Raw genomic sequence first — 14,493 nt, 5'->3', positions numbered from 1 at the left:
GAAAGCGCCTTCGGGCGCTTTTTTATTCTTCAGATTTTACGCTCACTCACCATGTGAGTGGATTCCACAGTTTAAACGGCTTGACCAACAATACATCACTCTTTTCATCGTACTTTGCCGGTTTAAGCTCTTGCGCTTTACTTCGAATCTTACCGTTTTGATCTTGTGCAACAAAATTATAACTCGATGATTTTAGACGGGTAAATGCAATCTGATTGCGCCCAGTTTTTTCAGGCACGATTAAAAATGGTCCAGAGCGCTCTTTGCGCCCCGGATTTTCTTCATCGTATTTCACGTAATAGCTTTGTCCAGCCTCAACACTCATGTCGATATATTTAGGGTCTTGAAAATGAAACACTGTGAGTGGACGACTGCTCGACAGTCGATAGGTACCCGCGGGAAGCTCAATCCAGTAATAATGATTGTTTAACAAGCTTGGAATGCGTTTACCATTGATAAATAAATTGGCTGCCGCGATTTCCTGCTGATTCCAGCGCGTGTCGGGTCGATATAGATATACCACGGCCGCTTGTGGATTTTGTGGCTGAATGGGTTGAAAGTATTGACCCAGTTTTTGATTGACCCACCCTCCCACGCTAAATTTCCCGACATGATACTGATCGGTAATTCCGGGTTTCTGCGTCACATCGACAGGCGGTAAAGTCGAGCGCAGTGCTTGCGCATCAGACGATTGAGGCACACTGTGCTGACATCCTGTAAGCAACCCCACACCACATAATAAAAAACATAGATTACGCATGACATCCCTCGAAGCGCTTTTTTTGAATTATTTTTGAGCAATCACTTTGCATCTTTTGTTTTTTTAGATTAACACCAGCTGTTTTTAAAGCCAATAAAAAAGCATGAAATGCGTAAACAAATCATGCTTTTTCAGACGAAATAAATTAAGCCGATTTTGAATCAATCACCTTTAGGTCTGAAGCACTTTGCGCTTGACCAGATGTTTTGGCTAAATGTTCCTTCTTGTAAACAGGCGCAGCTTTGCCCTGAATCACCTCTTCATTGACAATCACAGTACCGACATCTTGACGGCTTGGTAGGTCGTACATGGTTTCAAGCAATACATTTTCCATGATCGAACGCAAACCACGTGCACCGGTATTACGCTCTAATGCCTTTTTGGCAATGGCACGTAAAGCCGACTCTTCAAATACCAAATCTACATTTTCCATCTGGAATAAAGATTCGTATTGACGCGTTAATGCATTTTTTGGCTCAGTCAAAATTTGCATGAGTGCTGCTTCGTCTAGCTCTTCAAGCGTTGCAATCACTGGCAAACGGCCAATAAATTCAGGAATCAAACCAAATTTAACCAAATCGGTTGGCTCAACCTGACGGAAAAGCTCAGCCAGCTTTTTGCTTTCGTCTTTCTTTTTGACTTCTGCATTAAAGCCGATACCGCCTTTTTCATGGCGCTGCTGTACAATTTTTTCCAGACCAGAAAAAGCACCACCACAAATAAACAGGATATTTGAAGTATCAATCTGGATAAATTCCTGCTGTGGATGCTTGCGACCACCTTGAGGCGGGATAGAAGCCACAGTGCCTTCAATCATTTTAAGCAAGGCTTGCTGCACACCTTCACCCGAAACATCGCGTGTGATAGATGGGTTTTCAGACTTACGGGTAATTTTATCGATCTCGTCGATATAAATAATCCCTTTTTGCGCCTTCTCGACATCGTAATCTGCTTTTTGAAGCAGCTTCTGTACGATATTTTCCACATCCTCACCCACATAGCCTGCTTCGGTAAGGGTGGTGGCATCAGCCATTGCAAACGGTACATCCAGCAAACGTGCCAGTGTTTGTGCCAGTAAAGTTTTACCAGAACCCGTTGGTCCAATCAGCAAAATATTACTTTTTGCAATTTCGACTGCATGTTGCTTGTTGGCCTGCCCAGACTGTCCTGCTTTTAAACGCTTGTAATGGTTATATACCGCAACAGATAAGGTTTTCTTTGCCAGATCTTGACCAATCACATACTGATCGAGTGCCGCCCGAATCTCATGAGGTTTTGGCAAATCACGACTTGCCCAATCTCCTGCTTCAACTTGCTGGCTCGTTTGAACAAGATCCAAGCACACATCCACGCATTCATTACAGATATAGGCGTTCTCGCCTGCGATTAGTTTCCCAACCTCAGACTGAGACTTGCCACAGAATGAACAGTGTTTTTGTCCTTGAGGATGTTCGGACATATCTACTCCACAACTTAAATCTTAAAAATTAGGGACGTTTAGAGAGCACTGCATCGACTAAACCGTATTCTTTTGCCGCTTGCGCAGTCATGAAATTATCACGATCGGTATCACGTGCGACACGCTCATAGTCTTGGCCACTATGCTCTGCCATCAGACGATTTAAGCGCTCTTTGATAAATAGAATTTCACGCGCGTGAATTTCGATATCCGATGCCTGACCACGGAATCCACCTAAAGGTTGGTGAATCATAACACGTGCATTTTCAAGGCAATAACGTTTGCCCTTGGCACCCGCATTCAGCAAGAAAGCACCCATAGATGCAGCCTGACCCATACAGTAAGTCACGACATCAGGCTTGATAAACTGCATGGTATCATAAATTGCCATGCCCGCTGTCACCGACCCACCTGGTGAGTTGATGTAAAGGTGAATGTCTTTATCTGGGTTCTCTGCTTCTAAAAACAACATCTGAGCAACAATTAAGTTTGCCATATTGTCTTCGACTTCACCCGTCAAAAAGATGACTCGCTCACGTAAAAGACGTGAAAAAATATCAAATGAACGCTCGCCGCGTGATGATTGTTCAACTACAACAGGAACTAAAGCATTTTCAATCGTTGGAACATACATACGTTTATTTATTCCTAAATTTTTTGTAACTTAACCCATAATCACAATATGAGGGATAATTACTGAAATTGCAAAAAGATTCCAAAGGAAATATCAGATAATTTCAGCTGAAGATAGCGGATTTGGTTGAAACACAACAAAATCACTACAACCATAAAAAAAGGCGCTTGCGCGCCCTTTTTTATCAACAACAATTAACGCGCTTGGCGAGCTTGCTGTTCTTTTAACAACTCTTCGTAAGATACCGCTGTATCTGTTACTTTTGCAGCAGCCAAGATGTGGTCCACTACCTGATCTTCAAGCACAACAGCTTCGATTTGAGCGCGTTGTTGCTGATCATTTTTGAAGTATTCAACGACTTCTGTTGGATCTTCGTAAGAAGACGCCATTTCGTCGATGTAGGCATCAACACGCGCTTGATCAACTTCAAGTTTCGCATCAGCAAGTACTTTGCTTACAAGTACGCCAAGTTTCACTGATTTTTCAGCTTGTTCCTTGAACAATTCGTCTGGAAGCATGCTCTTGTCAAATGATTGAGCGCCTGCACCACCAAACTGCTGCGTGAACTGCTGAATCATTTGCTGACGCTGACGATCAATTTCTTGTGCAACCATTGCTTCAGGCACTTCGATTTCGTTCGCTGCAACAAGTGCATCAAAAGTCGCTTGTTTCACTTGGTTACGAAGACCGTTACGTACTTCGCGCTCCATGTTTTTGCGTACATCTGATTTTAGCTTTTCTACGCCTTCTTCTTCAGTAAGACCGAAGATTTTTAAGAATTCTGCATCGATTTCTGGAAGCTTTGGTTTTTCAACTTGCTTCACAGTGATTTTGAATTTCGCTGCTTTACCTGCAAGGTTAGCGGCTTGGTAATCTTCTGGGAAAGTCACATCGATGACTTTCTCTTCACCCGCTTTCATGCCCACGATACCGTCTTCAAAGCCCGGAATCATACGGCCAGAACCCAAGACCAATTTAAAGTCTTCAGCAGAACCGCCTTCAAACTTCTCACCGTCTACTTCGCCTTCGAAATCAAAAGTTACTTGCATGTCTTTTTTCGCCATGCCTTTGGTCACAGCCCAAGTTTGACGTTGTTTTTGCAAGTTTTCGATCATGACATCAACGTCTTTGTCGTTGATTTCAGTCGCTTTACGCTCAACTTCTAATGCATCAAACGCGTTTACTTCAACTTCTGGGTACACTTCGACAGTTGCTTCGTACACCAAAGCATCATCTTTATGTTCAACTTTTTCAATGTTTGGCATGCCAACAGCATTGATTTTTTCTTGTTGAATCGCTTCGAATACGGTGTCACGAATGATGTCATTGACCACTTCTTGGTAAATGCCAGCACCGAAATCTGAACGAACGCGAGACAAAGGCACTTTTCCAGGACGGAAGCCGTTGATTTTCACAGTTTTGGCAGTGCGTTTTAAACGAGCTTCAAATTGCTCATTAATACGGCTCGTCGGTACAGAAACATTTAAACGACGGGCAACGCCCGAAACCGCTTCAGTCGTTACTTGCATGGCTTCCTCGATAATTTGGTTAGGTAGTAACAATTTTTAAAGTGCCACATTATATGACAACTTTACCGATATACAAAACGGATCATGAAATTGCAACTTTTTTATTCATTTTTCAAGGTAAAGTTGGCTGAAATAGGTCTGATAAAGCGATCAAATCAGATTTGTAGCATCTTTACAGCACAGATTGCGCTAGATCACCACTTTATCGTGATGAATTGAATAGCTGAAAGAAAGTCTCAGCGCATTTACTTAAATGATATAAAGTCTTTTAGTCGTTACTACCAAAAAAATTTATTGAAATATTAAAAAAGTCTTAAAAAATTTATAAAAAAATGATTTTTTCTCTTCTTAAAATTTAATTAATTTAAAAAATACAAATTAAAACAATAACCTATACCAAAATAGCAAATTTGGTATCGTTTAAATTCCATAATTTCTCCATTTTTAATAATTAAATCCAATTACATTCGACTACAAATTTTAATAATAATCATTATTATTCGCATACTGTTTCTTATTGATACTGAGACTTCTATGGCGTTTATCACCACTCGAAAGAAGATTGTTTCTTCTGCTATTGCCTCTTCCCTCGCTGTTATGGCCACTCCCGTTATTGCGCAAGACGAGGTCTCTCACCTTGCGACCATTCGTGCACAAGCAGAACAAACAGAAAGCTTAAAAGTTGATACATCTGCCAACAAAAAATATGTCGCGCCGCTACTCGATACCCCAAAATCCGTTGCGATCGTTTCACAAAAATTACTACAGGATACGGGTGCAACTTCTTTAACCCAAGCATTGCAAAATGTACCAGGCATTACCTTTGCAGCCGGTGAAGGCGGTACACCATTTGGTGATACGCCTTATATCCGTGGATATAGCGCGCAGTCTTCCATTTATGTAGATGGCGTAAGAAATGCCACCACACAAAATCGTGATAACTTTGCAGTCGAACAAATTGAAGTCACCAAAGGCTCAAGCTCTACTCTTTCAGGTGGTGGCGGCGTGGGTGGTAGTATCAATCTGATCACCAAACAGGCACACCAAGGCGATGAATACCAAGGGACTGTTGCTGGCGGCACAGATAATTACCGTCATATTCAACTCGATGCCAACAAAGATTTCGGCAACGGTGTTGCAGGCCGTGTGGTCGTGATGGGACATCAAAATGAAAAGCCGGGCCAAAGCAATGGTGCCGAATACAATCGTGTCGGTTTAGCCCCGAGTATTGCGTGGGGGCTGGGTACTGCAACACGTGGTTTGCTCAGTTATTACTACTTACAAAGCTACGATGAACCAGATGCAGGTATTCCATTTCCAACCACAGGCGGCAAGCCGATTTCGGTAAAGCAAGGCACTTACTACGGCTGGAAAAATCGTGATTTTGATAAACGCGAAAACCACATTGGTACGTTCAAGCTTGAACACGATTTAAGTGATAATCTCACTGTATCGAATGTAGCCACCTATACCAAATCCAAAACTGACTACATTTATACTAATGCTGACGATTCAAAAGGTAATGTGGCTAATGGCACCGTATGGCGTGGTCATTCGTTGAGTCGTATCTCAAATACCGATGCCTTTGCAGATCAACTGGCTCTAACAGGTAAATTTAATACTGGCATGCTCAAGCACAGTTTTAATACTGGTATTGAATACAGCGATCAAAGCACTGATCTTGGTCTATATATCACACCTGCCACAAGTAGCACTTGTACCAGCACCAACTATCAATGCACAGATCTCTATAACCCAAGTAATCCGGCATACACGGGTACCATTACACCTTATGCCAATATGTATACCACACGCAGTAAAACAACTTCATTGTACGCACTGGATAGCATTGAATTCACGCCACAATGGTTACTGAATTTAGGCGTGCGTTGGGATAAATTTGATACCAGTGTGAAATATCATAAAGCCGCGATGAACTATGCTGGTGTCGCATCTACAGGTGTCGATGTAGACAGTGACAGTGACTTTTTCTCTTATCAAGCTGGTCTGACCTTTAAGCCAACAGAAAATGGCAGCATCTATGTAAGCTATGCCACATCTGCAAACCCTGTGGGAATTGGTCAAGGAGACAGCAGCGAATCCAGTGTGAGTACCTCGATTGCAGATCTTTCACCTGAAAAAGCACGTACTGCCGAATTGGGCACTAAATGGGATTTATTTGATAAGCGTGCTAATTTAACAGCTGCCATTTTCCGTACCGAAAAGCAAAATACACGCATTCAGGATGCATCTGGTCTGTACTCAAATGTAGGTGACAGCAAAGTTGATGGTTTTGAGCTGGAGTTAAACGGTCATATCACACAAAAATGGGATATTTCTGCTGGCTATAGCTACCTCGATAGCGAACTGAAAAATGGTGGCTATTCACGTGGTACAGCCGTACCATCGGGCGGTCCAATTCCTTTTGTAGCCAAAAACAGTGCGACGCTTTGGTCAACTTATAAAGTGATGCCAAAATTCACCCTTGGTGCAGGTGCACAGTACAAAGACAAAGTCTTTGTAAACTCAAGTACAACAGCAGAGAAATACTTACCGGCATATACCATTTATAATGCCATGGCCAAGTACGATATTAATCCGAATGTGAATCTACAGCTCAACATCAACAATATTTCGGACAAACGCTATTTCACTAGCGCACATGCGGCACACTATGCTTTTGAAGGTGACGGTCGCAATGCAGTGTTGGCAATCAACTTTAAATACTAATCGCTATTCAGCTCAACCTCGTTGAGATTGATGCTTGATCATTTAAAATAGCCTCAGCATGGGGCTATTTTTTAATTTTAAATCCACTGAACAGACAGGTTTTACACGTGATCCATCATATTCCAAATGTTCTCAGTAAAGAACAAGTTGCCGAATTTCGTACCCTTATGCTTAGTGCCAACTGGGTTAATGGAAAAGTTACCGCGGGAACACTGTCTGCCTCTGTAAAAAACAATCAACAACTTTCAGAGCAAGACCCGCTGACCCACGAGTTAAGTGACCGAGTCATGAAAGCCATCTGGAATCATCCGATATTTCAGGCAGCTGCACTTCCGCATCAAATGATTCCCCCCCTGTTTAACCGTTACGATGTTCAGGAAAGCTTTGGCTTTCATGTCGACAACTCGATTCGGTTAATTCGAGGCACACAGCAGCAAATGCGTACCGACCTTTCATGTACGCTATTTTTGAGTGAACCAGACGAATACGATGGCGGTGAGCTCGTGATTGAAGACACTTACGGCTATCACGAAGTCAAACTTCCTGCCGGAGATGTTGTACTGTATCCGGCGACCAGCCTACACGAAGTAAGCAGCATTACCCGTGGGACACGTTTTGCCTCCTTTTTCTGGGTGCAAAGCTTAATTCGTGATGACAGTAAACGTCATTTGTTGTTTAACTTAGATGAAAGTGTTCGCAGTCTTCGCATGCAGCATGGTGATGGTTATGCTGAAGTGGTTAAGCTAACCAACATCTACCACAATCTCATGCGCATGTGGTCTGAGCTGTAATAAGCAGATACTTACAATATTCGGAAAATGTTTTAGAGATAATAATTTTTATCGAATTAAGAATTTTAAGTGGGAAAAATTTCCACTTAATTTAAATTATATGCAAAACTCAGGGAAATATTTTCCAGTTTTTCAAATTAAAATCTACACTATAATTTTGCATGCCTGTGGTTTTTCGCCTAGACTCAAATGATCAACAATGGTATTGAGTGAATTGAAATACCTCAGCATTTAACTCATGGTATATGGAAATGAAACACGTTTTTGCTTGTCCCTCGCTCACCACATCCATCATGGCTCTCCTGATGCTGCGCCTCGCGCGCGTATAAACCTTATGCCGTAATCGGCAGCCTTAATTTTTGACTTTCACTTTTTTATTGAATACCCATATAAGAGCAGTGCGCAACGCCAATAACACGACAGCATGCACACTGCAACAAGGAGCACTCTCATGATGTTAGCAGATCCAAGCAAGAAATATCGCCGTATGTATCAACGTGTCGATTTACCTGATCGCCAGTGGCCAAATAACGAAATCACCAAAGCGCCGATCTGGATGAGTACGGATTTACGCGATGGCAACCAAGCCATTTTTGAGCCGATGAGCATTGAACAGAAATTTAAAATGTTTCAAATGTTGGTCAAAATCGGCTTCAAACATATTGAAATTGGCTTTCCATCGGCATCACAAATCGATTTTGATTTCACCCGTAAACTCATCGAAGAAAATCATATTCCAGATGATGTGTACATTGAGGTATTGGTTCAGGCACGTGATCACTTGATCGAACGTACGTTTGAATCTTTGGTGGGTGCCAAGCGTGCAATTGTGCACATTTACAATGCGAACTCTCCAACTTTCCGCCAAAAAGTGTTGAATGTTGGCGTTGAGGGTGCCAAAAAATTGGCAATTAACGCCGCTGAAAAAGTAAAAGAATACGCTGCACAATACCCTCAGACCGACTGGATTTTTCAATACAGCCCAGAATGTTTCTCTGCCACTGAATTAGAAGTGGCCAAAGATGTCTGTGATGCTGTCACCGAAATCTGGGAAGCCTCACCTGAAAACAAAGTGATTTTAAACTTACCGGCTACAGTCGAAGTTTCTACACCGAATGTATATGCCGACCAAATCGAGTGGATGCATCGCAATCTTGCTCGTCGTGACGGTGTGATTATTTCGGTGCATTGCCATAATGACCGTGGCTGTGGTATTGCGGCATCTGAACTTGCCATTATGGCTGGTGCAGACCGTGTGGAAGGCTGCGTGTTTGGAAACGGCGAGCGTACCGGAAATGTCGATGTGGCTGCGATTGCATTAAACATGTACACCCAAGGCGTTGCACCTGAGCTAGATTTTTCTAATATTAATGAAATCATTGCGACAGTTGAAGAATGTACTGGCTTGCCTGTGCATCCACGTCATCCATATGCGGGTGATTTGGTCTTCACTGCATTTTCAGGCTCACACCAAGATGCCATTAAAAAAGGCTTTGAGTTCCAGAAAAACGAAGACATCTGGGATATGCCATACTTGCCAATCGATCCAAAAGATTTGGGCCGCGACTACGATGCCGTGATTCGTGTGAACAGCCAATCTGGTAAAGGCGGTATTGCTTACTTGCTCGAATCGAATTACAACGTGGTGTTGCCTCGTCGTTTACAGATCGAGTTTTCACAGATTGTACAGCAGCGTACCGACGAAAATGGAACCGAAATCAGTGCATCTGATATCTGGACCTTGTTTCAAGACACTTATGTGAAAGTGAAAGAACAGCACTATACTGCCAAAAACTATCGTCTTTCAGATATTAATGGTACTCAAATTATTGAGTTAGATGTGGATATCGACGGTGAAGTTCAGCAGCTTCGCGGTGAAGGCAATGGACCAATTTCGGCCTTTATGAATGCGCTTCAATTGCCAATTGATGTTTTGAACTACGAAGAACGCAGTATCAGTTCGGGTGCCAATGCCAAAGCCCTCACCTTGATTGAAATTCAGGTTAAAGGAACCGGCAAGAGTGCATTTGGTGCAGGCGTACACGACAATACAGTCACCTCATCTATTGAAGCGATTTTAGCCTGTACCAACCGCTTGATTGAGCAAGGCGTGCTCAGTACGGATCAAGTGGCCGCCGCCGCAGTTTAATCTCGCTAAAACCCTCTTTTTGAAAGGATACCTATGGTATCCTTTCTTTTATTATTGATTTAAAGATAAAAGGCGAATTGCTCCCGTGTCTTTTCCATCTGACTCAGTGGGGTTGGTTACTCCGCAAAAATTCCAATTTGAAGATCCTTTGCATTTAGAATGTGGACGTATCTTGCCGCGTTTCGAACTTATGGTTGAAACCTACGGTACACTCAATGCCGATCATTCGAATGCCATCTTGATTTGTCATGCCTTATCTGGCCATCATCATGCAGCAGGTTATCATCATCAAGACGATAAAAAAGCAGGCTGGTGGGATGCATGCATAGGCCCCGGCAAAGCGATTGATACCAATTTGTTTTTTGTGGTGGCCTTAAACAACATTGGCGGATGTAACGGATCGACAGGCCCGACATCTCCTAATCCTGAAAATGAAAACCGTCCTTATGGTCCTGACTTTCCACTGGTGACGGTGCGTGACTGGGTCAAAACACAAGCATTACTCTCAGACCGTCTAAAAATTGATGCATGGTATGCCGTAATTGGTGGCTCTTTGGGCGGAATGCAGGCACTGCAATGGTCGGTCGATTATCCAGATCGTCTCAAAAACTGTGTGATTATTGCCAGTGCGCCAAAACTTTCTGCACAAAATATTGCCTTTAATGAGGTGGCCCGCCAATCGATTCTTTCCGACCCCGACTTCTATCACGGTCGTTATTTAGAACATGACAGTTATCCAAAACGTGGTCTGATTTTGGCACGTATGGTGGGGCATATTACCTATTTATCAGAAGAAGCCATGAAGCAAAAATTTGGCCGAGACTTAAAATCGGGTAAATTTATGTATGGCTTTGATGTTGAGTTTCAGGTCGAAAGTTATTTACGTTATCAAGGCGAGCAATTTAGCCGAAACTTTGATGCCAATACGTATTTAATCATGACCAAGGCACTCGACTACTTTGATCCGTCACGTGAATACGAGCAGTCGCTGACCCGCGCCATGGCCAAAACAAAATGTCGCTTTTTAGTGGTGTCTTTTACCACCGACTGGCGTTTTGCACCTGAGCGTTCACAAGAAATTGTAGATGCGCTGATTACCAATCATAAACCTGTGACTTATCTCGATATCGATGCCGAGCAAGGTCACGATTCATTTTTGTTTCCGATTCCACTTTACGTCAAAACGCTTCGCGCATTTTTAGGTGGTGAGGCACATCTCAAATCGACACCAAATCTGGAGGCGATCTAATGCGTATTGACCAACAACTGGCAGAAACATGGATTAAACCGGGTACAAGTGTGCTGGATTTGGGCTGTGGCGATGGTGAATTATTGGCCCATATGAGCAAAAAACATCAAATTCGTGCCTATGGACTAGAAATTGATCAAGAAAAGATTGCAATTGCGGTCAGTCGCGGGTTAAATATTATTCAACAGGATTTGAACTTGGGCTTGAGCCGTTTTGCCGACCAGTCTTTTGACTCGGTGGTGATGGCACAAGCACTGCAAGCCGTCGATGCACCTGACGTGTTATTACGCGATATGGTGCGTGTAGGGAAACAAGCCATTATTACCTTTCCAAACTTTGCGCACTGGAAAACGCGCTCTTTTTTAGCCTTGAAAGGAATGATGCCTGTTTCAGATGCGCTGCCGTATATGTGGTATAACACACCCAATATCCACCTGTGTACATTTAAGGATTTTGAAGCACTCTGTGCTGAAAATGATATTCAAATTATTAATCGACTTGCCGTGAATGGGAATCAGCAAGGGAGCCTTCTGAGTAAGCATGTCCCGAATTTGTTTGGTGAAGTCGCAATTTATCGAGTGAGCGCTCTATGAAAAAAGCACTGTTTGGCACACTAGTAATTGGACTTTTAAGTTTTCAAGCACATGCCGATTACGTTCCACAACCCCAATCGATTGCTGCACAGGCTGCACGTTATTCAGTGATGAGTATCAGCGAACTGACTCAAGCTGCACGAGCTGGTCAGGCAGGTGCTCAGTTTTATCTGGGCGCACATTACCAACATGGTAAAGATGTTGCCAAAGATGATAAGCAAGCGTTTACTTGGTTTAAAGCAGCAGCAGATCAAGGCTTATCCCCTGCTCAGTTAAATGTAGGCCGTATGTATGCAGATGGCGTGGGTGTAGCTAAAAACGAAAGCATGGCGCGTAAGTATTTTGAAAAAGCGGCCAGCAATGGTGATAACCGTGCCAGCTACAATCTGGCAATGATGGAAGAGCAAAAGAAAAACTATCAGGGTGCTTATCAGTGGTACGAACTGTCCACCCGCGATGGCATGCTTGACAATAAAGTCATCAATATGTCGCAAAGCAAAAAAACAGCTTTGGCAGCAAACCTGACCCAAGATCAGATTCGTCAAGCGGTTGACCGTGCAGACAAATGGATTCAAGCGCAGTAAATTTTTTTAGCATTAAGAGCACCTTCGGGTGCTTTTTCTTTTGTTAAAATCACCTCAAAATTTTGTTCGAGCATTTATTATGTCCAATTCAGCATGGTTAAATCAAGGCACACTGGTCTTAGCCAGTAACAATAAAGGGAAGATTAGTGAGTTTGAAAAGATGTTTGGCGAACTCAAACTTCCTGTTAATGTCATTCCACAAGGTCAGCTCAATATTCCCGATGCCATTGAAGATGGTTTAAGCTTTATCGAAAATGCCATTATCAAGGCGCGCCATGCCGCCAAGATTTCAGGCAAACCCGCTATTGCAGATGACTCGGGCCTGTGTGTACCTGTTTTGGGCGGTGCGCCGGGTATTTATTCAGCACGCTATGCGGGCGATCATGGCAATGATGCCGCCAATAACGCAAAGCTTCTAGAGGATTTACGCCCTTATCGACAGCGCAATCAGCCGATTGCCGGTATGTTTGTCTGCGTATTGGCTTTTGTGGAACATGCTGATGATCCGCTACCGCGTATTTTTGAAGGTTTCTGGCACGGCGAGATTCTCGATGCACCGCAAGGTGAGCACGGTTTCGGCTATGATCCGCTGTTTTGGCTACCTCAACTCGGTATGAGTAGCGCCGAAATGCCAAAAGAACAAAAAAATAAAATCAGTCACCGTGGTAAAGCCATGCAGCTTTTCCGCGACAGTCTTTCGACATCGGTTTAATCACGCCTCGAAGTGGATGTGAGGCTCGCCTTACATCCAACTCAGCAAAGATGTTGTATGAATTATCAGTGCATAGAGTGCAATTAATATACAGCTCATGATTGTACCTGATGCAATATATTTAGCCGATACACCGGTACCTTGATAATGTGTTTCCAGTGCCACAATATTCGCCGCGGGTGGCAAGCAAAACAGTAAAAACATTACGCCAATCGATTGCTGTATATTGGCAATGGGTAAATAAAAATAAGCTGATGTGCAGAGCACGACGCCGCAGATCACTTTTAAACCTAAAATGGCAGCACTACGTTTTAAATCCTGAACATGCACTTTTGTATGTCGTAACCACATGCCGAGCACACACATGCCAGCAAAGCTCATCCCTATTTTCGCAGCACTGTAAATAAGCTCAAATATGTGAGGATCGTGAATATTTTGTATCCCGATCAAACGGCATAGCCCAGCCAGAATGAGCGCAATACATGGCGGAGACTGTACGACCTTTTGCACAATGATCCGCATGGACTGCGGCGCATCAGAAACAGCTGTGACTGCCCAAATATTGCCAAAAATAGAACCGCCAATATAAAGCGCCACCATGGCCGAACTGATTTGAGGGCCAAAAATCGCAATTGCAAAAGGAAAGCCCAGCCACGCCATATTGACATAACTAAAGCACAGTGCGCCCAGTCGCTCTTTAAACAAGGCCATATAGACAGCAAACAAGATTAAAGAGACAACGAAGCTAAACAGCATTAAGGCAAGGCTTCCCGCCTGATAAAATACCATGTTGTAAATAATGACAACTGGGATAAATACACGGGCAAGCACAGTGGCAAGCCATGGCTTGAGTCGCTCACTGTATGTACCTTGTGCCAGCAAAAGCCCAACAATAAATGCCACGACGGGCAAAACTAAATTCACAACATCGCCTTATATGTTTAATAAACTCATTCAACTTGAGTCTAACAGTACTCGCTTAAAATACGCTTGTCTTAAAACTGAAATAAATCAGTCACATTCCTGTCATGCCTTCTTGCTCAAATATCTGCAAAACATTGGAGTAGAAAAAATGGCAGGTTTATCAATTTGGCACGTGATTATCTTTTTAGTGGTGGTGGTGCTGTTATTTGGTACGTCAAAACTAAAAAATCTGGGTAAAGATGTCGGCGGCGCGGTTAAAGACTTTAAAAAATCAATGCGCGATGAAACAGAAGAAAATGCACAATTACACACCCCGCGCACGATTGATGCAGAAGTGAAGACGGCTGAACGTTCTTCTGCCAAAAGCTAAGAGTACGCT

General features: G+C 43.1%; 13 protein-coding genes. 8 read left to right on the top strand and 5 right to left on the bottom strand.

Going from position 1 to position 14,493, the window contains the following annotated elements; translation table 11 throughout:
- Positions 1-46: 46 nt before the first annotated feature.
- The 4 genes from L2096_RS05210 to tig all read right to left on the bottom strand — a co-directional run bounded on the left by L2096_RS05210 (position 47) and on the right by tig (position 4,382).
- Positions 47-760 (bottom strand): DUF2846 domain-containing protein, encoded by a 714-nt coding sequence (locus L2096_RS05210; RefSeq protein WP_119690859.1) that lies wholly within the window; start codon positions 758-760, stop codon positions 47-49.
- 145 nt (positions 761-905) lie between these two features.
- A complete protein-coding gene (gene clpX / locus L2096_RS05205; RefSeq protein ID WP_151753412.1) occupies positions 906-2,219 on the bottom strand; it encodes an ATP-dependent Clp protease ATP-binding subunit ClpX in 1,314 nt (437 codons plus the stop codon).
- A 28-nt stretch (positions 2,220-2,247) separates the two neighbouring features.
- Positions 2,248-2,853 (bottom strand): ATP-dependent Clp endopeptidase proteolytic subunit ClpP, encoded by a 606-nt coding sequence (clpP, locus tag L2096_RS05200; RefSeq protein ID WP_004932834.1) that lies wholly within the window; start codon positions 2,851-2,853, stop codon positions 2,248-2,250.
- 194 nt (positions 2,854-3,047) lie between these two features.
- The gene (tig, locus tag L2096_RS05195) at positions 3,048-4,382 is read right to left on the bottom strand and encodes a trigger factor (protein WP_004932831.1); all 1,335 of its coding nucleotides are present in this window, start codon (positions 4,380-4,382) and stop codon (positions 3,048-3,050) included.
- 534 nt (positions 4,383-4,916) lie between these two features.
- On the opposite strand from tig, the gene L2096_RS05190 reads away from it, so the two are divergent.
- From L2096_RS05190 to rdgB, 7 genes are all read left to right on the top strand, one after another.
- Positions 4,917-7,112 (top strand): TonB-dependent receptor, encoded by a 2,196-nt coding sequence (locus L2096_RS05190; RefSeq protein ID WP_004932828.1) that lies wholly within the window; start codon positions 4,917-4,919, stop codon positions 7,110-7,112.
- 107 nt (positions 7,113-7,219) lie between these two features.
- Complete coding sequence (locus L2096_RS05185) at positions 7,220-7,903, top strand: Fe2+-dependent dioxygenase (RefSeq protein WP_151796139.1); 684 nt, start codon at positions 7,220-7,222, stop codon at positions 7,901-7,903.
- A 451-nt stretch (positions 7,904-8,354) separates the two neighbouring features.
- Positions 8,355-10,052, top strand: a complete 1,698-nt coding sequence (leuA, locus tag L2096_RS05180; RefSeq protein WP_004943722.1) for a 2-isopropylmalate synthase — start codon at positions 8,355-8,357, stop codon at positions 10,050-10,052.
- 85 nt (positions 10,053-10,137) lie between these two features.
- A complete protein-coding gene (gene metX / locus L2096_RS05175; RefSeq protein WP_151814937.1) occupies positions 10,138-11,301 on the top strand; it encodes a homoserine O-succinyltransferase MetX in 1,164 nt (387 codons plus the stop codon).
- The gene (gene metW, locus L2096_RS05170; protein ID WP_004932817.1) at positions 11,301-11,894 is read left to right on the top strand and encodes a methionine biosynthesis protein MetW; all 594 of its coding nucleotides are present in this window, start codon (positions 11,301-11,303) and stop codon (positions 11,892-11,894) included. Before metX ends, metW begins: the two co-directional genes overlap by 1 nt.
- Positions 11,891-12,478, top strand: coding sequence for a tetratricopeptide repeat protein (locus L2096_RS05165; protein ID WP_004932816.1), 588 nt, complete (start codon positions 11,891-11,893; stop codon positions 12,476-12,478). Before metW ends, L2096_RS05165 begins: the two co-directional genes overlap by 4 nt.
- A gap of 79 nt (positions 12,479-12,557) precedes the next feature.
- Positions 12,558-13,190, top strand: a complete 633-nt coding sequence (gene rdgB / locus L2096_RS05160; RefSeq protein ID WP_250364985.1) for an RdgB/HAM1 family non-canonical purine NTP pyrophosphatase — start codon at positions 12,558-12,560, stop codon at positions 13,188-13,190.
- Positions 13,191-13,220: 30 nt separating this feature from the next.
- Here the strand turns inward: rdgB and L2096_RS05155 are convergent, their stop codons facing one another.
- Positions 13,221-14,114: an AEC family transporter gene (locus tag L2096_RS05155; protein ID WP_227264984.1), complete on the bottom strand. Its 894-nt coding sequence runs from the start codon at positions 14,112-14,114 to the stop codon at positions 13,221-13,223.
- Between the two features lie 148 nt (positions 14,115-14,262).
- Here L2096_RS05155 and tatA point away from each other — a divergent pair, with 148 nt between their 5' ends.
- The gene (gene tatA / locus L2096_RS05150) at positions 14,263-14,484 is read left to right on the top strand and encodes a Sec-independent protein translocase subunit TatA (protein ID WP_004932808.1); all 222 of its coding nucleotides are present in this window, start codon (positions 14,263-14,265) and stop codon (positions 14,482-14,484) included.
- Positions 14,485-14,493 lie beyond the last annotated feature (9 nt).

The sequence above is a fragment of the Acinetobacter sp. ACZLY 512 genome (assembly GCF_023614015.1).
Lineage (GTDB): Bacteria > Pseudomonadota > Gammaproteobacteria > Pseudomonadales > Moraxellaceae > Acinetobacter > Acinetobacter soli.
This window is presented reverse-complemented; position numbering and strand designations above follow the sequence as displayed.